Genomic DNA, 19,520 nt, shown 5'->3' on the forward strand with positions numbered 1-19,520 from the left:
AAACCGGAGCGAAAACCGGAGCGAAAACCGGGACGCAGCGTCCCGTTCAAAACCGCGGCGACAGAGTTGGCGGTTTCTTGTTGAAAGACGTCCGAATTCCGCCAGTCCGCCCAGCCCTTCCCGGGCTAGATTGGCATCATGGCCACAAGCACCCCCATCTCTCCGGCGACCACTCCCTCCCGGACCATCAGTAAGCTCGGCATCGCCGCCGTCATCGTCACCGTTGTCCTTTGGGCGTCCGCCTTCGTAGGCATCCGCGCCGTGGGACCCAGTTTCTCCCCCGGCTCGCTGACGCTCGGACGGCTGGTCGTTGCCGCCGTCGCGCTCGGAATTGTCGCCCTGCCCAGGCTCAAGCGCTGGCCGAAAGGCCGCGAATGGCTGCCCATCCTCGCCTACGGCGTCATGTGGTTCGCAGGTTACAACCTCGCCCTGAACGCCGCCGAGCACATGCTCGATGCCGGAACCAGCGCCATGCTCATCAACGTCTCGCCCATCCTGATCGCCGTCCTCGCCGGCGTCATCCTGAAAGAAGGATTTCCGCGTTGGCTGATCATCGGCAGCCTCGTGGCATTCAGCGGCGTTGCCCTGATCGCGCTCGGTTCGGGACAGCGCTCGACGGCGGATGTGGCCGGAGTGCTGTTGTGCCTTCTTGCCGCCGTGCTCGCCGCGGTAAGCGTCATCGTCCAGAAGCCCGTGCTGCGCACGTTCTCCGCGGCGCAGGCCACCTGGTTTGGCATTATGGTGGGCGCAGTGTGCTGCTTGCCGTGGGCCGGCCAGCTGGTGACCGAAGTGCAGGCAGCGCCCCTTCCGGCCACGCTTGGCTTGGTGTACCTCGGAATCTTCCCGACGGCCATCGCTTTCACCACGTGGGCTTATGCACTATCCCTCATCGAGGCCGGCAAACTCGCCGCCACGACCTACTTGGTTCCGGGCACCACGATCCTGATTTCCTGGGCGGTGCTCAAGGAGATCCCCACCATCTGGGGACTCGTGGGCGGTGTCATCTGCCTCGTAGGCGTCGGGCTGACGCGGCGCCGCTCGCGGAGGATCACCCCGCGCTAGAAGCCGGACGGTCCGGCGCCGCTCCCGCAAGGAAGCCGGGCCGGGCCCCAGCCGTCCTACCTCGCCATCCCGGCAAGGAGCTCCCGGTGCGTGGGCGGATTGGCTCCGGGCCGCCCCACCGTGATGGACGCGGCCATGGAAGCGGTCTGTCCGATGCGTTCGAGGACCGTGGGCGCAAGCCCTTGGCTGCCGCGCAGCAGCAGCCCGAGAATCAGAGCCGACATGTAGGAATCGCCGGCCCCGATGGTGTCCGCGACCACTGAGGTCACCGCGGGAACCGTCAGCTGGGTGTACGGCGTCGCCATGAGGGAGCCCTGCGCGCCCCGAGTCACCACGGCCAGGCCTGATCCGAGGCCCAGGATGTGCTTGGCAGTCTCTTCCAAGGACTTGCCCGGATAGAGCCAGAACGCGTCGTCGTCGCTGAGCTTCACCACGCTGGTCAGCGGCACGAGCTCCTCGAAAATGCGCCGTGCCTCGCCGTGGCTGCCCAGGAGGTCGGTGCGGATGTTGGGGTCGTACGTGACGATGCACCCGCCTTGGGCCTGCTCCAGGAGGGTCCTGACGACGGCGGCGCCGGGCTCGAGGAACGTGGCGATCGAACCCGTGTGGAGGATCTTCGGGGCGTAAGGGAGCGCGGCAGGAGCCAGCTTCCACTCGATGTCGAAGGTGTACTCCGCCGAACCGTCCGCGGCGATCTCCGCCGTCGCCGTCGCGGTCTTCGCGAGCGATTGTGAGCCCGGCAGGACAACCACTCCTGCGCTTGCCAGGTGCGCCGCGATGGACTCGCCCCGGGAATCGCGCCCGACCGCGGTCAGCAGCCCGGCTTTCACGTCGAGCCGTCCAAGGCCGTAGGCGACGTTCGCCGGCGAGCCGCCGGGGTATTCGGTCTGCCCTTCGGGCGAGTTGACGATGTCGATGAGCGCTTCGCCGACCACGACGACGTCGAGCGGCTCGGACGCGAGGTGCGAGTGGTTCATGCGTTTCCTGTTCCTTGCTTGGGGAGATTCAGTGACTGATGGTGGATTTCAGAAGCTAGTAGCCGTTTTCAGTGGCGCCGCCACGGAATGGCGTTCGACAAGGGGACATTCAAAGTATTCGGTACTGCCATCACGTTCCGCGCCGGCCAGGAGCACTTCAATGGCACGCCTGCCCATCTCGAGGAAGGGCAGTTCGAGCGTGGTCAGACCGGGCCGCAAATGCGGGGCAAGCGTCTCCTGGTTGTCGAAACCCACCAGCGACACATCGTGCGGGATGGACAGTCCAAGCTGGGCCAGCGCCTGGTAGCTGCCCCAGGCGGTGCGGTCGTTGGCGCAGAAGATGGCGGTGGGTGGCTGCGGACCGGTCATGAGCGCCAGGGCATTGTCGAAACCGCCCGATTCATGCCCGTCGCCGATCCGGTGGAGCCCGGGGTCGGTGTCGAGGCCGGCCTCCCTGAGTGCCCTGAGATAGCCCGCATGGCGTCCGGCGGCGGCAGGAAGCGCGCCGTCCACCGCGCCGATGTTGATCATCGCAATACGCCGGTGGCCCGCGTCCACCAGGCGTTTGGTGGCCATGTAGCCGCCCAGCGCCTCTTGCGGAGCGATGCTAGGAAAGCGTCCGGATCGGTCGCGGGAATTGAGCACGACGGCGGGCACCTCAGCCAGGACGTCCGGCACGTCGAGAACGCGGTGGTACATGGCGGCGTAGACCACTCCGGCGACCTTGTAGGACAGCATGGTTTCCAGCGACGCAGCCTCGAGGGCTTTGTCGCCGCCGGTGTTGACGGTCAGGAGGAGCAGTCCGGCCTCCCAAGCCCTTGCCTGGGCGCCTTCGATGATCTTGCCGGCGAATGGCGCAGTGGCCACGAAATCGCCGACGAAGCCGATCATTCCGGCGACGCCGTCCCGGAGCACTTTGGCGTGGGCGTTGGTCCGGTACCCCAGTTCGTGGGCGGCAGCATGGACCTTGCGCCGGGTTTCTTCCGAGAACCTGGTTCCCGCGGCGTCGTTGAGCACCAGCGAGACTGTGGCCTGGGAAACGCCGGCAGCCGCAGCGACGTCGTTCATCGTCGTGCCGGAACGGCTGCCGGGGCGGGTCATGGGCTGGCCTGTCTGCTCGAAACTTCGGGGGCTTGTCACAGGATCCGCACGCTTGGCCGGGCTTAACCTGGGGCTTGGTTATACGAATTACCAGCCCGGAAAACTGTAGCTGCCAGCACATCGTGCGTCAATGACCGGGCCGCGGACTAGAGTCAGAACATGCCCGTGAATTTTCCTCCCGGCCTGCCGATCGTTCCCGACGGCGATGCCCCCGGCGGCCCGCGCATTTCCTCCCCTCTCCCTGGTTCCGGGGTGGGTACTGGCGCTGGTTCCGGGGCGGGTTCCGGGGCGGCGCAGTTCGCCACTGTTCCTTTCGAGATGTCGCCGGAAGACTTCGAGGCGGCAGTCAGTGATGCCTTGCTCCTCATTCCGGACAAAGCGGCGCGGGCCATGGACAACGTGGCCATCGTCATCGAGGACGACTACATCCCGCGGCCCGGAGAGGACCCGGACACCGTGCTCCTTGGCCTGTACGAGGGGGTGCCTTTGACGGAACGGGACTCTTGGTGGGATGCCGGTTCCCTCCCGGACCGGATCACCATTTTCAGGCAGCCGATCCTGGATATCTGCGAGTCCCGCCAGGAAGTGATCGACGAGGTTGCCATCACCGTGATCCATGAGATCGCCCACCACTTCGGCATCGGCGAGGACCGCCTGCACGAGCTCGGCTGGGGATAGGCTAGATAGCCACCGTCCCTGTGGCGCCGTCCACCGTGATCGTTTGTCCCGTACTGACCCGGGAGGTCGCATCCGGGACGCCGACGACGGCGGGAATCCCGTACTCACGGGCGACAACAGCTCCGTGGGAGTTGGGGCCGCCCATCTCCATCACAAGTCCCCCGGCGGTCAGGAAGAGGGGCGTCCAGCCGGGATCCGTGGAGGGTGCCACCAGGATTTCGCCGGGTTCGAGGTGCGCGCCCACCGGATCCATGATCACCCTGGCCACTGCCGTCACCGTTCCCGCCGAAGCAGGGGTTCCGTGCAGCAGGCCGTCGGGCAGTGCGCTCCCCTTCTCTGTGCTGCCCGCAGCTGCAGCCCCCGTCTCGTGGCGAAGGAAACCGGCGGGCAGCGCTTCCGGTTCGGTGCCGTCGGAGAGCAGGACGCGAGGCACGTGGCGGCGCTTGAGTTCAAGCTCGTACGCCTCGCGCCGCTGGGCCACTACTTCGTGGAGATCCTTGCCGTCCAAGCCATTGCGGGCATCGTTGAAATCCAGGAAAAAGACGTCACCGGCGTCATCGATGATTCCCGCGTCCGCCAAGGCCTCCCCTACCTCCGAAACCTGGGCACGCACTGCGGCGAAGCCACGTACGAGGTGATACTTGGGCATCTCGCGGAGTCCCGCAAACATGCGTGTCCGTTCAAGTGCCATTTTCACGATCCTGGCGTGAAGCGGACTCTTGGACCGCGCACGTGCCACCAGCACCGCGACTTGCTCCACGGCGTCGCGCGCTGCTTTTTCGAACTGTTTGTCCGGCGCCAGGCGGGGATCGTCGAGGCGAAGGTAATTGACCAGGACTCCGATGATGTGGGTCGGGTCGTCGGACCAACGGGGCATGCCCAGGTCAATTTCGGCGACGGCCCGGTGCCCGTAGTCACGCAGGAAGGAGGCCAGCCCCGATTGCGCGACGATCGGCAGCCCGCCGTTCCGATACCCCTCCGCGAGCGCAGCTGGATCCCCGCCGGTGAATGCCGCCGAGGAAGCGGGATCGTCACGAATGCTGGCCGCAAGCCGCCATAGCGCAAGGTCCATTTCCGTGGTGACGTTGTTGGGCAGGCCGCGGATGATGGTTTGGAGCTCACCCCAGGAGGCTTGTTCGCCAAGTAGCTTCCGGACCAGCCCGATCATCGCGAAGCCGAGCGCCACCGGCGGCAGAATATTGGGCAGTATCGGGAACAATTCTTCGCGCAGTATCCGCTCGGCGCGGTCCAGCTTGTCACGGGGGGTGGCATCGGCGGGGACTTCATGCGTTGCATACAGGTCCTCCCCCAGCCGTTCCGCCTTGTCGAGGGCAGCGTCCGGCCGAAAGAGCGCGCGCAGCAGTGTCTCCGGAAGGTGGAAACGGAGCACGATCGGGCCAATGTGCCTGAGCAATTTGAAAGGCGTCTTGCTGGTGAGCGCGAATCGCGGGTCATCGAACAGCTCGCGCATGATTGCGGCCGACCGTGATTCCATGACGTCGAAAATCCTGGGCACGACGGCCCGCCCGGCCTTGCTCCGGAGCACCGAAGTGAAGTCGAAATAGATCCGCTGCCCCGCCTCGTAATAAGGCGAAGGGCCATCCCGTGGTTCGGGAACGCGGAATCCCGCGGCGACGGCTACCGATGATCCCATGAGCCTGATGCTGGCAAGCCCCATGGGAGTCAGGGGACGGGTGAGGCCTTGGGCGAGGCTGAAGCAAAGGTACGCGTGGGGACCGGGGATTGCGGGTTGCCGGGTCATTTGCGGGTAGAGCGTGGTGATAGGCCGGGCTTGGGTGAGCCACAGTTTGCCCTCGCCATCGATGGCCCATTCAGTGTCCTGCGGTGCTCCGTAATGCTCCTCGACGCGCTGGCCGAGGACAGCGAGCGCCCTGATCTGGGAGTCGGCAAGGCAGGCGTCCCCGGCGGTTTGATCCTGCACGGCAGCCGCGTCGGAGGTTCCGGACAAATAGAGCCTTTCGGTTCCGCCGCCAGGATCGGCGCGAATCACCAGCCTCCGGTCACCGATCATTCGTTCCGTGATCCTGCCGGTGAGCGAATCCACCACAAAGTGGTCCGGATTCACGGAACCCGAGACAACCGCCTCGCCGAGCCCGGGGTTGGCGTCGATCACCGCCTCGCGGCGCCGCCCGGTCACCGGATTGGCGGTGAACAACACTCCGGCAGACTCAGCGTCCACCATCCGTTGGACGACGACGGCGAGCGCCACCGTCGCGTGGTCGATCCCGTTGCCTGCACGGTAGCTGACCGCCCGGTCAGTCCACAGGGAAGCCCAGCACTTCCCGACGGCCTGCAGCACGGCGTCGATCCCCACGACGTTCAAGTAGGTGTCCTGCTGTCCGGCGAAACTCGCAAAGGGCAGGTCCTCGGCGGTGGCAGAGGACCTGACTGCGACGGGGACTTCCTGGCCCAGCGCGGAGTAGGCCGAGCGGACGGCTCCTTCGACCTCTGCCGGGATGCCGGCGTCGAGCACTGCTTCCCTGGCGCGGGCCGCGAGGGAAGCGAGCCCCTCAAGGTCGCCGGGGTCCACGGCCTCAAGGCCACTAAGAACGTCCTTGAGGCCTGCCTCGGGACTTCCATCGGGCTGAAGCGCGCGCCGGTAAGCCTCGGTGGTCAGGCAAAAACCGGGCGGGACCGGAAGTCCCGCCCAGATCATTTCGCCCAGATTGGCCGCCTTGCCCCCGACTTCCGGAAGCATGGTTGCCCGGATCCGGCGCAACTCGACGATCAGGCGCGGGCCTTCCCCGGGCTGTGCGTGCTCCGCCATTGCCGTCCGCCTGCGTTCACCGGTCCTTGGCCGTGCCGCTCATGCGGCGCCGAGCATGGGACCGAAGTTGACTCGGTCGGCCAGCCTGGGATCCTCGCGGTCGGGAACAACCAGCACGGGCCCTTTGGCATGGTGGAGCACTCCATCCGACGTCGATCCGAGGAGCATCCCTGCGAAGCCTCCCCGCCCGCGCGTCCCCAGCACCACGAGTTCGACGCCGCGGCTCACCTCCACGAGGACTTCCACGGGTGCACCGTCCAGCAGTTGTGTTTCCGCCGGAAGCTTGGGGAAGTGGCTCTTGAGCCACGCCAAGCCCGCGTCCAGCTGAACCCTGATGTCCTTGAAGAGCGCTTCCCTGTCCAGGGGTGCCGGAACCCACGCCAACGAGCCGCTGTACTCGGGAACGGCGCAGATGACGCGCAGCTTCGCTCCCATGCGCTGGGCCTGCTCCGCAGCTTCCAAGACGGCAACGCGGGCCTGTTCCGAGCCGTCCACGCCGACGGCCACCACATTCTCAATTACGTGGGGCCCGGCCTTCGCGCGCTCGGCCTTGATGTGCTTGTCCTCTGTGGTTTCACCGAACCGGTCTGCGCAGAAGAGCGGGACGGTCACGGTGGGGCACTTGGAGTGCGCCGGCAGGGCACTGCTCACGGAGCCCAGGAGCCTGCCCACGAACCCGCCCCGTCCCCTGGTGCCGAAGACCAGGAGCTCGGCCGTTTCGGACAGATCGAGCAGCACGCCGGAGGCATCTCCGTTCTCCACCGAGCCATCGACGTCGATGGCGTACCCGGAGACCTTCTCAAGGGCCTGTTTGACGATGGCCTCGGCGCCGTCCCGGATAACGGAGTCATCCACTGTCGCATAGCCGCCGTCCAGGCCGGAAGCCGCGAAGATGGGCACAGAGTAAGCCGTGACTACATGCAGGGGAAGCTGCCTGCGTTCGGCCTCGCGCGCTGCCCAAAGGAGGGCGCACTGGCCGTGTTCACTGCCGTCAACGCCCACCACAATTCCGCCCGGGGCAATGGACGGTTCCTCTCCGTTGCCTTCGGGCTCTGCTCGATGGCTCTCAGAGTGTTTGCCGTGCTGGTCCATGGGGCCTGCCTCCTCGCACTGCTGGCTGATGTTGCGGCTATTCTGCCAGAGCCCGCGCCCACAACGTGTTTCTCGCACACCTGCCGTGAGTTGCGGCCTCCAATGCTCACTATTCTCGTTTGCAAGGGCCGAATCAAGCGGGAAGAAGCGTATGTGGAAACCCGCCCGGGGCGTGGAAATCCACCGAATCGTGGCGGGAAAAACGCAGCGGCAGACATGCCGATGCCGGGGCTATCCAGCACGCGATTTCTTCTGTAATGTTCGAGGCACTGGTGACCGGGGATGGTGTTTTTCAACACATCAACGGCCATCATTCGCGACCGCTTGGGGACCCGGACGCCGACCCCCGGTGTTGCCTTCGGCAACGCACCTTCAAAGAGGAGCCAAGCTGTGTCAACCATGCCTGCTGCGAGTACGGAACGCACCACCGCCGTGGTCATCGGTGCCGGCATGCCCGGACTGGCCGTGGCCAGCGAACTCAGCCGCTACGGAGTGGATGCCATCGTGGTGGACGGAATGTATGTCCCCGGCCCCCTGCAGTCCCTCAACACCGGCATCCTGCAGCGCTGCGACGCCGCCGACGCCGCGTGCCTCCAAGAGCGCAGCGAAATCCTGAGGCACCTGCGCAACTACGCAGCCAGCCACGGCCTCGACGTCCGGAGCAGCACGCGGGCTGTCCGCCTCGATCGCCTGGACGAAGCCGCCGCGGGGACCGTGATTTCCGGAGCCGTGGTTTCCGACTCCGGGCTTTCCAACCCGACCGGACAGGATCCGGCAACGGAGGCCTTGGCAGCCCCGGGCGTTGTCTCCTATCAATGGGCCGTGCACACCGCCAACGGTGTGCTTTTGGCCGACCACGTCGTTGTCACCCGCTGTGGACAGAGCCAGTTGCGGCGGATGCTCGCCGAGCTTGGCATCGCGATCGGCCAGAACCTCGTCGCGGCCATGCGCGCAATGGGAATGTACCTGGTTGGAGTCGGCGAACTTGCCACACCCACGCCAAAGGAAGTCCTGCGCCAAGCCAAGGTGGTGGGACAGGCAATTTCCGCCAAGGTCCACCCGGACAGCGTCCACGGGGCCCTCACCGGCACCTTTGCAGCAATTCCTGCGCTGGCCTAGGGCTTCTTCTCCAGGCTGCCGGGCTCGTCCTCAGAGTCCTCTTCATCATCGGATTCACCGGAATCTCCACCTGCCAGCCTGCGCCGTGCGGTAATGCCCAGGAACACCAGCAGGCCCGCGGCCACCACCGCGAAGACCACGATGCTCCACGGGAACGGCTGGGAGGCATCGGGCACCTTCTCCGGCGTCGTCGTGGAACCCGGCGCGGCAGTGCCGGCGGTGGGTACCTCCGCCGAAGGTGCCGTGCTCGCAGCACCGCCGCCCGCCGTCGTGCTTCCTGCCTTTGCAGTGAAGGTGAAGGTGCCTTCGATGGGGTGCGAATCCGAGCTGACAACCCGCCAGACGACGGTGAAGGCTCCGGCGGGCGCGCCCGCCCGCAGCTTCTGCGACACCACGGTGTCCACAATCTCGACGGAACCATCTGCCCAGTTCCGGCCTGAGGAGTCGTTCACCTGGATTTGTGAGCCGAGCAGGAGCGGCCGGTTGTTGAACGTGACGGACACGGAGTCCGGAACGTTGGCGACCGTTGAGCCGTTGGCCGGTGACGTTGACTCCGCCGTGTCGTGCGCGAAGGCGGGTGCTGCCGAGAACAGGGCGGCAGAGAAAAGGACCGCTGTGAAAGCGACGACGACGGCCAGCAGCTGGCGGATAGGGCGCATGAGCGAATGACTCCCTTTGATGTTGGATTCCTTACAGACTAGGCGAATTCACGGGAGGACCTAAGCCTCGGGCATAGGATTTGAGAGCACACTTCCCCGATCCCCGGAGACCCCCATGCTCAAACAGGGCTCAGCCATCGACCGCTACTTCAAGATTTCGGAACGCGGATCCAACTATTCGCGAGAAATCCGAGGCGGCTTCGCGACCTTCTTTGCCATGAGCTACATCGTGGTGCTCAATCCTTTGATTCTCTCCGGGACGGACTCGAGCGGCAATTCCCTTGGCTTCGCCGCCGTCGCCGCCACCACGGCCTTCGTCGCGGGCATCCTGACGATCCTCATGGGAGCCTGGGCCAAGCACCCCTTCGCCATTGCCACCGGGCTGGGCGTCAACGCCTTCGTGGCGGTAACGATTGCCTCACACCCGGGCCTGACATGGCCCGACATGATGGGCCTCGTGATGCTTTCGGGCCTCACCATGCTGATCCTGGTGCTCACCGGTTTCCGGACCGCGGTCTTCAAAGCCGTACCTGAGGCCCTGAAGACCGCGATCGTGGTGGGCATCGGCCTCTTCATCGCCTTGATCGGCCTGGTCAATGCCGGCTTTGTACGCCGCATCCCGGACGCCGCGGGCACCACGGTCCCACTGGGCCTGGGCGTCGACGGGAAGCTGCTTGGCTGGCCCACCCTGGTGTTCGTCGTCGGTCTCGTCCTGACCATCGCCTTGGTGGTCCGCAAAGTGCGTGGCGCCATCCTGATCGGCATCATCGTCTCCACGGCCCTCGCGGCCATCCTGGAGTTCACGCTGCACATCGGACCGAGCTTCGACGGCAAGACCTACAATCCCCGCGGCTGGTCCCTGGTGGCGCCCAAGTTCACCGAGTGGGCCGCTCCGGACCTGTCCCTCATTGGCAAGGCGAACCCCTTCGGCGCGTTCCAGCACCTTGGCATCATTGCCGCCACGCTGCTCGCGTTCGTGATCCTGCTCAGCATCTTCTTCGACGCCATGGGCACCATGGTGGGCCTCGCCAGGGAAGCAGGCAACATCGACAAGCACGGAAACATCCCCAATGTGGACCGTGTCCTGCAGGTGGACGCCCTCGGCGCGATCATCGGCGGCGGCTCCTCCGTGTCCTCCAACCAGATCTTCGTGGAATCCGGCGCCGGCATCGGCGAAGGTGCCCGCACCGGCCTGGCCTCGATCGTGACCGGCCTGCTGTTCCTCGTGGCCATGTTCTTCACCCCGCTCATCAACCTGGTCCCGTTCGAGGCCGTCGCCCCCGCCCTGGTGGTGGTGGGCTTCATGATGGTGTCCCAGGTGGGCAAGATCCACTGGCAGGACTGGGGCGTCGGCATTCCCGCGTTCCTGACCATGGCCCTCATGCCGTTCACCTACTCGATCGCCAACGGCCTAGGCGCCGGGTTCATCTCCTTCGCCCTGATCCGCACGTTCCAAGGCCGCGCCCGCGAAGTCCATCCGCTCATGTGGGCCGTGGCCGCGGCGTTCCTGGTGTTCTTCGGGATCGGTCCCGTCGAGGAACTCCTGGGAGTCAAATAAGCCTTTCCGGAATACCGGACACCCTCCGCCTGGAAGCGGTACTTTTCGGCGCCGTCATGCGCTGAGCTTTAACCATGGAGATTTCCCACGCTGTTGCCGATGTCCGCCCGACGCCGTGGACCGGCCGCTTCGACGGCGACGGCGAGGGGCACCGCCGCTGGTGGCAGGCCGTGGCGCCCCACACTCCCGATGCGGCCGCCCCCGGCGCGACGGAAGCAGGCGCCCGGCCCGCCGTCGTCGTGGGCTTCCGCAGTGACGAAGGCGTGCGGCGCAACAAGGGCCGTATCGGCGCGGCGGCCGCCCCGGAGGCCATCCGCCAAGCCTTGGGTCCGCTGGCTTTCCACCTCGAGCGGGACGTGTTCGACGCCGGCAATGTCGTCGTGGAGGACGGCTCGCTGGAGGCCGGCCAGGAGCGCGCGGGCCGCGTGATTTCGGAACTGCTCGACGGCGGCAAGCTCACGGTGCTGCTCGGCGGCGGGCACGAAACTGCTTTCGCCAGCTATTTGGGCGTGGCAGGCTCGGAGGCTGTGCGGGGCGGCAAGCGCCTCGGAGTCCTGAACCTGGACGCGCACTTCGACCTGCGGGACGAGCCGGTGCCGAGCTCGGGAACGCCGTTCCTGCAGATGGCCCGGGCGGAAGCCTCCGAGGGCCGCGAACTGAATTACGCCGTCGTCGGAATCTCCGAGCCAAACAACACGCGCACCCTCTTCGACACGGCAGACCGCCTAGGCGTGAAGTACCTGCTGGACGAGGACTGCTCCGCGGAGGCCGTTCGGGATTTCGTGGCGCGGTTCCTGGACACCGTGGACGTGCTGTACCTGACGATCGACCTGGACGTGCTTCCGGCGTCGGTGGCTCCCGGGGTGAGCGCACCCGCAGCGTATGGGGTGCCGCTGCCAGTCATCAGCGCTGTGTGCAAACAGCTTGCCGCGAGTGGGAAACTCCTGCACCTGGACGTTGCCGAGCTCAACCCGGAGTTCGACATCGACTCGCGGACCGCCAAGGTGGCCGCGCGCTTGGTGAACACGCTGCTGGCGTAGGGCCTCCTGAGGTGCCGCGCCCACCCGTGCCGCGCCTGCCGCGCCTGCCCGTCCTGCCCAACTAGCTCGCATTTGTTGTCGTTTTGAGGGCTGAAAACGACATTAAGTGCGAGTTAGTTGGGTGAGGCTCGGCCTCCTCACCCTGCCGCCCGGCCCTTGGCCCGCCGGTGATCCAGCTCGCAGAATGACAGACATCCCATGACTCTTTGCTATCTTTTATGCAGGAATTGCCGCTCCCCCAACGCGGCATCCTGCAGAAGGAGGCCCCCAATGAGCACTGCCACGATTGAAAACAACGAGATCCATTTGTCCTTTGCGTCCGTCGACGAGGTCCATGCCGGACTTGACGAAGCCGTCAGCACGCTCATCGAAGCCGCTGCCGAAGACGGCCGCTGCGGGATCCTGGTGACCCGCCGGGAGCCCGGAAGCTACACGGTTGCCTTGGACGAGTCGGTCCCGTTCGGCCAGACCCGCGAGGTCCTCGCCGCCTAAGATCGATCCTAGAAATAGGTACAACAAAACCGGGGCTTGTTTCCCAGACCACGCCAAGAAGGCGCGGAATGGGAAACAAGCCCCGGTTTTTGAACTATAGAGTCACTACGCCCGGCGCAACTCCACGCCGTCGGACTTCATGAAAAGCTGCTTGGCGGCTTCGTCGGCGCCAGGTCCCGCGGGTTCAAGCCACACAACATTGCCGCTGTCCGAGACTTCCTGCACCTCCCCCGCCGCGACCACATGTGCGTGCCTTACGACTTCGATCCGCTCCCCCACCTTCAACGTTCCCCAGTTGGAAACGACGGCGGACTGTGCGATTCGCCTGGACAGGACTGTCCCGCGTGCCTTCATTGAACTTCTACCCCTTTGTGGATGTTCGCTACTTCAGTTGTGAACGGATATTCCCCGGCAAGCCCACGACATCGTCGGCGTGGACAATGCCGTACCCCATAAGTTCTACTACACAGAAAGCGCCCCGGTGGACGTATTGCCGAACATTTCCGGGGCGCTTCCTATTGTTCACGCGAACAGTATTTTGTTCGGCGTCAGGCGAGAATTCCGACGGCGGATTCGGCGGCCGCCCGCACCTCGCCGGCGCCTACAAGACGGTCCGCGGCTTCCAGCTCAGGTGAGAGGAACCGGTCGGTACCAGGACCGTCGACGACGCCGCGCAGCACCTCGATCACGGCGGTGCCGGCCGGGCCCGGGGTGAGTTCGCCACCGGACAGTTTGGTGCGGATGTCGAGGGCACGGGTGCTCGTCACGAGTTCCACAGCCAGGACGCGGCGCAGGTTCTCAATCGCCTTGCGGAGCTTGCGGGCAGCGTGCCAGCCCATGGAGACGTGGTCTTCCTGCATGGCGGAGCTCGGGATGGAGTCCACCGACGCCGGGACGGCCAGTCGCTTGTTGTCCGAGACGAGTCCTGCCTGCGTGTACTGGGCGATCATGAGGCCCGAGTCCACCCCGGGGTCGTCGGCGAGGAAGGCCGGGAGACCGTGCGAGCGGGCCGGGTCCAGCATGCGGTCCGTGCGGCGCTCGGCGATGGAGGACAGGTCCGCCACGGCGATCGCCAGGAAGTCCAGGACGTACGCCACCGGGGCGCCGTGGAAGTTTCCGTTGGAGGACACGCGGCCGTCCGGGAGCACCACGGGATTGTCGATGGCCGCAGCCAACTCGCGGGAAGCGACGAGTTCGGCGTGCGTCACCGTGTCGCGGACCGCGCCGGCAACCTGGGGTGCGCAGCGGAGCGAGTATGCGTCCTGGACCTTGGTGTCATTGATACGGTGCGAAGCGACGATCGGCGAGTTGGACAGCACGCGCAGCATGTTGTCCGCGCTTGCAGCCTGGCCCGGGTGGGGCCGTAGGGCAGCGTGCAGCTCCGGCAGGAACACCTGGTCCGTGCCGAGCAGCGCCTCGACGCTGAGAGCGGCGGTGATGTCCGCCGTCGTAAGCAGCAGGTGCAGGTCGGCGATCGCCATGAGCAGCATGCCGAGCATGCCCTCGGTGCCGTTGACGAGCGCAAGGCCTTCCTTTTCCGCGAGGACGACCGGCTCGATGCCGTGTGCGGCAAGAAGCTCGGCAACCGGCTTCTTTCCGGCGGCGCCGTAGAGCTCGCCGTCGGGCCCGGTGGCTTCGCCTTCGCCCATCAGGACGAGGGCGCAGTGGGACAGCGGCGCGAGGTCGCCGGAGCAACCCAGGGAGCCGAATTCACGCACCACGGGGGTGATGCCGGCGTTGAGGACGTCCACCATCGTCTGCAGGACCACGGGGCGAACGCCCGTGCGGCCCGAGGCCAGGGTCTTGGCGCGAAGGAACATGATGCCGCGGACCACTTCGCGCTCGACTGCCGGGCCCATGCCGGCCGCGTGGCTGCGGATGAGCGACTTCTGCAACTGGGTGCGGAGTTCGTTGGGGATGTGGCGGTTGGCCAGGGCGCCAAAGCCCGTGGAGACGCCGTACGCCGGGACTTCGCTGTGCGCGAGGCCGTCGATGTGGGCGCGGACCTTGGCAACCGTGTCCAGGGCTTCCTGGGAGATGGTCACCTTGGCGTCGTGCCGTGCGACGGCGACGACGTCCTCCGGCGTGACTCCGCTGGAACCGAGTGTGACGGTCAGCGGCTGGTGTGTTGTAACTGTCATTTTTCCTCGTTCTTCCCAACTAGCTCGCAGTTGTTGTCGTTTTGGGGTGCCATAACGACATCTAATGCGAGCTAGTTGGGGTTGTGGGGTCTGGTTAGTTGGTTTCCTGCATGGGGATGCGGACGCCGCGTTCGTGGGCCACTTCGACGGCGCGGTCGTAGCCGGCGTCGGCGTGGCGGATGACGCCCATGCCGGGGTCGTTGGTGAGGAGGCGTTCGAGTTTCTCGGCGGCGAGGTCGGTGCCGTCGGCGACGGAGACCTGGCCTGCGTGCAGGGACCGGCCGATGCCCACGCCGCCGCCGTGGTGGATGGAGACCCAGGTGGCGCCGGAGGAGGTGTTGATCAGGGCGTTCAGCAGCGGCCAGTCGGCGATCGCGTCGGAGCCGTCGGCCATGGACTCGGTTTCCCGGTACGGGGAGGCCACGGAACCGGAGTCCAGGTGGTCGCGGCCGATCACGATGGGGGCCTTGACTTTGCCTTCCTTGACGAGCTGGTTGAACAGCAGCCCGGCTTTGGCGCGTTCGCCGTAGCCGAGCCAGCAGATGCGGGCGGGCAGGCCTTCGAATTCGACGCGCTCGGCGGCGGCGTCGAGCCACTTGTGCAGGTGGGTGTTTTCCGGGAAGAGTTCCTTGATCGCGGCGTCGGTCACGGCGATGTCTTCGGGGTCACCGGAGAGCGCGACCCAGCGGAACGGGCCCAGGCCCTCGCAGAACAGCGGACGGATGTAGGCCGGGACGAAGCCGGGGAACTCGAACGCCCGGTCGTAGCCGCCCTTGCGGGCCTCGTCGCGGATCGAGTTGCCGTAGTCGAAGACCTCGGCGCCGGCGTCCTGGAATTCCACCATGGCCTGGACATGGCGGGCCATGGAGGCCTGGGCCTTCTTGGTGAATCCTTCGGGGTCGGCTTCGGCCTCGGTGTGCCATTCGGCCACGGTGATGCCCTCGGGCAGGTAGGAGAGCGGGTCGTGGGCGCTGGTCTGGTCGGTCACGACGTCGATGCTCAGCTCCCCGGCCCGGTGCCGGGTCAGGAGTTCGGGGAACACTTCGGCGGCGTTGCCGACGTACCCGACGGACCAGCCGCGGCGCTCTTCCTTGGCCTTGAGGACCTTGGCGATCGCGGCGTCGAGGTCGGTTTCGACCTCGTCCAGGTAGCGTTTGCCGGCGCGGCGGCGCAGCCGGGTCTCGTCGACGTCCACGATCAGGCAGGCCCCGTCGTTCAGGGTCACGGCCAACGGCTGGGCCCCGCCCATGCCACCGCACCCGCCGGTCAGGGTCAGGGTCCCGGCGAGCGGGCCCTCGGTGGAGCCTTCCGCGGCCGGGGCCCGGTGGCGGCCGGTGTCATGCCTGGCGGCCGCGAGTTTGTTCCCGACGGCGGCGAAGGTTTCGTAGGTGCCCTGCAGGATGCCCTGGGTGCCGATGTAGATCCAGGACCCCGCGGTCATCTGCCCGTACATCATCAGGCCCTCGGCCTCGAGGCGGCGGAACTCGGGCCACGTTGCCCAGTCGCCCACGAGGTTGGAGTTGGCCAGCAACACCCTCGGCGCCCATTCGTGGGTGCGGAACACCCCGACGGGCTTGCCGGACTGGACGAGCAGGGTCTCGTCCTTCTCCATGGTCTCAAGGGTCCGGGTGATCGCGTCGAACGCGGCCCAGGAACGCACCGCCCGGCCCGTGCCGCCATACACCACCAGGTCATCCGGTCGTTCGGCGACTTCCGGGTCCAGGTTGTTCATCAACATGCGCAACGGCGCTTCTGTCTGCCAGCTCTTGGCGGTGAGCTCGGTGCCGCGGGCGGCCCGGACAGGACGGGCTCCGGTAGTGAAATCGGCGGGTGCCATGATGACTCCTTCGTCTCTGGAGGTTGCTAGGTGGAAGTCCTTCTGTATCCAGTAGAGCCCCTCCGCAAGGGTCTTGGAATGGCTTTAGGGAGGGTGCTGTCCGGAATACCAGACTCAACTGGCTCGCAGTTGGTGTCGTTATGAGCGCCCAAAACGACAACAACTGCGAGTCAGTTGGGCGGGGCGGGCTAGGAAGGGTGGGGGCCGGCTAGGACGGGCGGCCGTGGATGCGGATCGAGAGTTCGTCCGCCGTTTTCTGGATCCGGGCCGCCAACGCGGGCCATTCCTCGGGCGGCACCCGGTCCTCGAGGAATGTCACCGCGACTGCCGCCGTCGGCCAGCCCAAATGATCGGTGACGGCGGCGGCCACGGAACCGAAGCCGGGCGTGACTTCGCCGTGTTCCGTGGCGTAGCCGCGCTGCCGGACCTGGTCCAAATGCGATGACAAGGCCGAGTACTTCATGATGGGCGATTCCATCTCGTGCCGGGCGGTAAAGGCGGCGGCGTTCGGATAAAGGGCCCTGACCTGCGATTTCGGCAGTGCAGCCAGGATCGCGCGCCCGCTGGCCGTGAGGTGGCTGGGAAGCCGGACCCCGACGTCGGTCACGAGGGACGGGCGGTTCTTAGCCCGCTCCTCCACGATGTAGAGCACATCGCGGCCGTGCAGGACGGCCAGGTGCGCGCTCTCGCCGATCGCATCCACGAGGGCTGCGAGCATGGGGCGGCCGAGCCGCGACAATGGCTCTTGCCGCGAGTACGCCGAACTGAGTTCAAAGGCACTGATGCCGAGCCCGTAGCGCTGCTCCTCATGAAGGTGCAGGACGAATCCGTTGGCCTCCATGACGCCAAGCAGGTGGTAGACACTGGACCGGGGCAGGCCCAGCGCGGTGGCGATGTTGGACGCTGCCATCGGGCCACGCCGGGACGCAAGCAACTTCAGGATGCGCAGGGTGTTCTCGGCAGCCGGGACCTTGGAAGCGGCCCGGCCTTGAGTGGATGGCTGTATGGTCATGGCTCCTCTTCGAGTGCACGGTAATGCCCGGCCCACCCCTTCCGCCCCCAAGGCGGCCAGGCGGGTGTCCGGGATCCCGTACTTAAGCGTGCGCCCAGCGGAGCGGATCGGAAAGCCAATCAGAACATTAAGATGTCTGGAATACCAGACATTCGCACCCGAAACAACGAATCGGCGGCGCAGCGTCTGAGAACCGAGACAACGATGTCCCGTGAGTCCCATCACAGCCCGCTCCGGAATGGTCTGCTGGTTAACAGTCCCCCTCCCAATGACGAGAAGGTATTCGCATGCAGCAAGCCCCAACAGCCGTCAGGACGCCGGCCGCCAAAGTCGTCGAAGGCGCGGTCACCACCGTTCTCAGCCGCGGCCTCAACGTCCGCCACATCCGCTTCATGGCGCTCGGTTCGGCCATCGGAACAGGCCTCTTCTACGGTTCCGCGTCTGCGATCCAAAAGGCCGGCCCGTCGGTTCTCTTCGCATACATGATCGGTGGGGCCGCCGTCTTCATGGTGATGCGGGCCCTCGGCGAAATGGCCGTCCGCCACCCCGTCTCCGGCTCGTTCGGCCAGTACGCCAGCCGCTACCTCGGACCGCTGGCAGGGTTCATCACCGGGTGGACCTACGTCTTCGAGATGGCCATCGTGGCGATCGCGGACGTGACGGCCTTCAGCATCTACATGGGCTTTTGGTTCCCGCAGGTGGACCGGTGGATCTGGGTCCTGGCGATTATCTTCCTCCTCGGCGCCATGAACCTCCTGAGCGTCAAGGTCTTCGGCGAGCTCGAGTTTTGGTTCTCGCTCATCAAGGTGGTGGCGATCATCGCCATGATTGCCGGCGGCGCTGCGATCATCGTGTTCGGCTTCCACTCCGGCAACGGCAGTGTGGCGCCGGGGCTGGGTAACCTCGTTGACCACGGAGGCCTGTTCCCCAACGGCTTCGGCGGTCTCCTGGCCTCGTTCGCCGTCGTCATGTTCGCCTTCGGCGGGATCGAAACGATCGGCATTACTGCAGGTGAAGCCGCCGACCCCAAGAAGGTCATTCCGCAGGCCGTCAACACCGTCCCGGTGCGCGTACTGCTGTTCTACGTCCTGACGCTCGGTGTGCTCATGAGCCTGTTCCCGTGGAACGAAATCGGGAACAACGGCAGCCCGTTCGTTCAGATCTTCAGCGGCCTCGGCATCCCCGCAGCGCCCCACATCCTCAATGCCGTAGTCATCACCTCGGCGCTGTCGGCCATCAATAGCGACATCTTCGGCGCCGGACGCATCCTCTTCGGGCTTTCCCAGCAAGGGCATGCCCCGAAGAGCTTCGGCAAGGTCTCAAGGCACGGTGTTCCGTGGATGACCGTGGTCCTCATGGGCGGCATCCTCCTGGTGGGCGTGGTGCTCAACGCGGTCATCCCCGAGGACGTGTTCCTCGTGATCGCATCCATCGCCACGTTCGCGACAGTCTGGGTGTGGGTCATGATCCTCGCCTCGCACGTTGCCATGAAGCGCGAAATCAAGCGCAAGGGACTTCCGGCATCGGAATTCGCCTCGCCGTGGTGGCCTGCGGCGTCCGTGGCAACCATCGCCTTCATGGCCCTCGTGATCGTGATCCTTGGCGTCTTCGAGGACACCCGCGTGGCCCTGTACGTCGGCGCCGTGTGGCTCGGGCTGCTGGTGCTGGCCTACAAGCTCTGGGTCCGCGGCGGCGGACGGTTGCGCGCCGAGCTGGTCGACGAAACAGCCTCGATGCCGGTGGTCGCCCGGCGCTCCTAGCGTCCCTGACCAGGACGACGACGACGGCTCCCGCCCAGCCATCGACCGTCACCGTCCTTGGAAATGCCCTTGGCATGGTTCCGCAGATCCTCGGCGTGCAGGCGATCCATCACCGCGGCGGGCGTTCGACGGCGGCCGGTCCGCCGCCGTCGCGGTCTTTATGGCGGCTGATCCGCGAGGGCTTCATCGTGGGTGCGAGCAGCA

The 19,520-nt window shown here is 66.0% G+C and carries 16 protein-coding genes; 7 read left to right on the forward strand and 9 right to left on the reverse strand.

What is annotated here, in order from left to right:
* The first annotated feature begins 138 nt into the window (after positions 1-138).
* Positions 139-1,062: a DMT family transporter gene (locus BMF89_RS09355; RefSeq protein ID WP_078106816.1), complete on the forward strand. Its 924-nt coding sequence runs from the start codon at positions 139-141 to the stop codon at positions 1,060-1,062.
* 56 nt (positions 1,063-1,118) lie between these two features.
* Here the strand turns inward: BMF89_RS09355 and BMF89_RS09360 are convergent, their stop codons facing one another.
* Together BMF89_RS09360 and BMF89_RS09365 are read right to left on the reverse strand one after the other, a co-directional pair.
* Positions 1,119-2,039 carry a carbohydrate kinase gene (locus tag BMF89_RS09360; protein ID WP_078106817.1) on the reverse strand — a complete coding sequence of 307 codons (921 nt, stop codon included), beginning with the start codon at positions 2,037-2,039 and terminating at the stop codon, positions 1,119-1,121.
* A gap of 48 nt (positions 2,040-2,087) precedes the next feature.
* On the reverse strand, positions 2,088-3,140 hold the full coding sequence (locus tag BMF89_RS09365; protein ID WP_253190774.1) for a LacI family DNA-binding transcriptional regulator: 1,053 nt from the start codon (positions 3,138-3,140) through the stop codon (positions 2,088-2,090).
* Positions 3,141-3,299: 159 nt separating this feature from the next.
* Between BMF89_RS09365 and BMF89_RS09370 the strand changes: the two genes are divergently transcribed.
* Entirely contained in the window at positions 3,300-3,818 is a 519-nt protein-coding gene (locus tag BMF89_RS09370; RefSeq protein ID WP_171983444.1) for a metallopeptidase family protein, read from the forward strand.
* 1 nt (position 3,819) lies between these two features.
* Here the strand turns inward: BMF89_RS09370 and BMF89_RS09375 are convergent, their stop codons facing one another.
* Together BMF89_RS09375 and BMF89_RS09380 are read right to left on the reverse strand one after the other, a co-directional pair.
* Positions 3,820-6,606, reverse strand: a complete 2,787-nt coding sequence (locus BMF89_RS09375; RefSeq protein ID WP_078106818.1) for a PEP/pyruvate-binding domain-containing protein — start codon at positions 6,604-6,606, stop codon at positions 3,820-3,822.
* A 39-nt stretch (positions 6,607-6,645) separates the two neighbouring features.
* Positions 6,646-7,698, reverse strand: coding sequence for a universal stress protein (locus BMF89_RS09380; RefSeq protein ID WP_078106819.1), 1,053 nt, complete (start codon positions 7,696-7,698; stop codon positions 6,646-6,648).
* Between the two features lie 399 nt (positions 7,699-8,097).
* Between BMF89_RS09380 and BMF89_RS09385 the strand changes: the two genes are divergently transcribed.
* Positions 8,098-8,817, forward strand: coding sequence for an FAD-binding protein (locus BMF89_RS09385; RefSeq protein WP_078106899.1), 720 nt, complete (start codon positions 8,098-8,100; stop codon positions 8,815-8,817).
* Here BMF89_RS09385 and BMF89_RS09390 read toward each other — a convergent pair.
* Positions 8,814-9,476, reverse strand: coding sequence for a copper resistance protein CopC (locus BMF89_RS09390; protein WP_078106820.1), 663 nt, complete (start codon positions 9,474-9,476; stop codon positions 8,814-8,816). The two genes, BMF89_RS09385 and BMF89_RS09390, sit on opposite strands and share 4 nt — an antisense overlap.
* A gap of 115 nt (positions 9,477-9,591) precedes the next feature.
* Between BMF89_RS09390 and BMF89_RS09395 the strand changes: the two genes are divergently transcribed.
* The 3 genes from BMF89_RS09395 to BMF89_RS09405 all read left to right on the forward strand — a co-directional run bounded on the left by BMF89_RS09395 (position 9,592) and on the right by BMF89_RS09405 (position 12,566).
* Positions 9,592-11,034: an NCS2 family permease gene (locus tag BMF89_RS09395; protein WP_078106821.1), complete on the forward strand. Its 1,443-nt coding sequence runs from the start codon at positions 9,592-9,594 to the stop codon at positions 11,032-11,034.
* A gap of 74 nt (positions 11,035-11,108) precedes the next feature.
* The gene (hutG, locus tag BMF89_RS09400; RefSeq protein ID WP_078106822.1) at positions 11,109-12,074 is read left to right on the forward strand and encodes a formimidoylglutamase; all 966 of its coding nucleotides are present in this window, start codon (positions 11,109-11,111) and stop codon (positions 12,072-12,074) included.
* A gap of 270 nt (positions 12,075-12,344) precedes the next feature.
* Positions 12,345-12,566, forward strand: coding sequence for a hypothetical protein (locus BMF89_RS09405; RefSeq protein ID WP_059388456.1), 222 nt, complete (start codon positions 12,345-12,347; stop codon positions 12,564-12,566).
* 105 nt (positions 12,567-12,671) lie between these two features.
* On the opposite strand, the gene BMF89_RS09410 is transcribed toward BMF89_RS09405, so the two are convergent.
* From BMF89_RS09410 to BMF89_RS09425, 4 genes are all read right to left on the reverse strand, one after another.
* Positions 12,672-12,920, reverse strand: a complete 249-nt coding sequence (locus BMF89_RS09410) for a hypothetical protein (protein WP_078106823.1) — start codon at positions 12,918-12,920, stop codon at positions 12,672-12,674.
* Between the two features lie 194 nt (positions 12,921-13,114).
* Positions 13,115-14,707, reverse strand: a complete 1,593-nt coding sequence (gene hutH / locus BMF89_RS09415) for a histidine ammonia-lyase (protein ID WP_078106824.1) — start codon at positions 14,705-14,707, stop codon at positions 13,115-13,117.
* Positions 14,708-14,801: 94 nt separating this feature from the next.
* Entirely contained in the window at positions 14,802-16,544 is a 1,743-nt protein-coding gene (locus BMF89_RS09420) for a urocanate hydratase (RefSeq protein ID WP_078106825.1), read from the reverse strand.
* A 208-nt stretch (positions 16,545-16,752) separates the two neighbouring features.
* Positions 16,753-17,556: an IclR family transcriptional regulator gene (locus BMF89_RS09425; RefSeq protein ID WP_078106826.1), complete on the reverse strand. Its 804-nt coding sequence runs from the start codon at positions 17,554-17,556 to the stop codon at positions 16,753-16,755.
* 287 nt (positions 17,557-17,843) lie between these two features.
* Between BMF89_RS09425 and BMF89_RS09430 the strand changes: the two genes are divergently transcribed.
* Positions 17,844-19,316, forward strand: a complete 1,473-nt coding sequence (locus BMF89_RS09430) for an amino acid permease (RefSeq protein WP_078106827.1) — start codon at positions 17,844-17,846, stop codon at positions 19,314-19,316.
* Positions 19,317-19,520: the final 204 nt, after the last annotated feature.

Source organism: Arthrobacter sp. SRS-W-1-2016 (assembly GCF_002009585.1).
In the GTDB taxonomy this organism is placed as follows: domain Bacteria; phylum Actinomycetota; class Actinomycetes; order Actinomycetales; family Micrococcaceae; genus Arthrobacter; species Arthrobacter bambusae_A.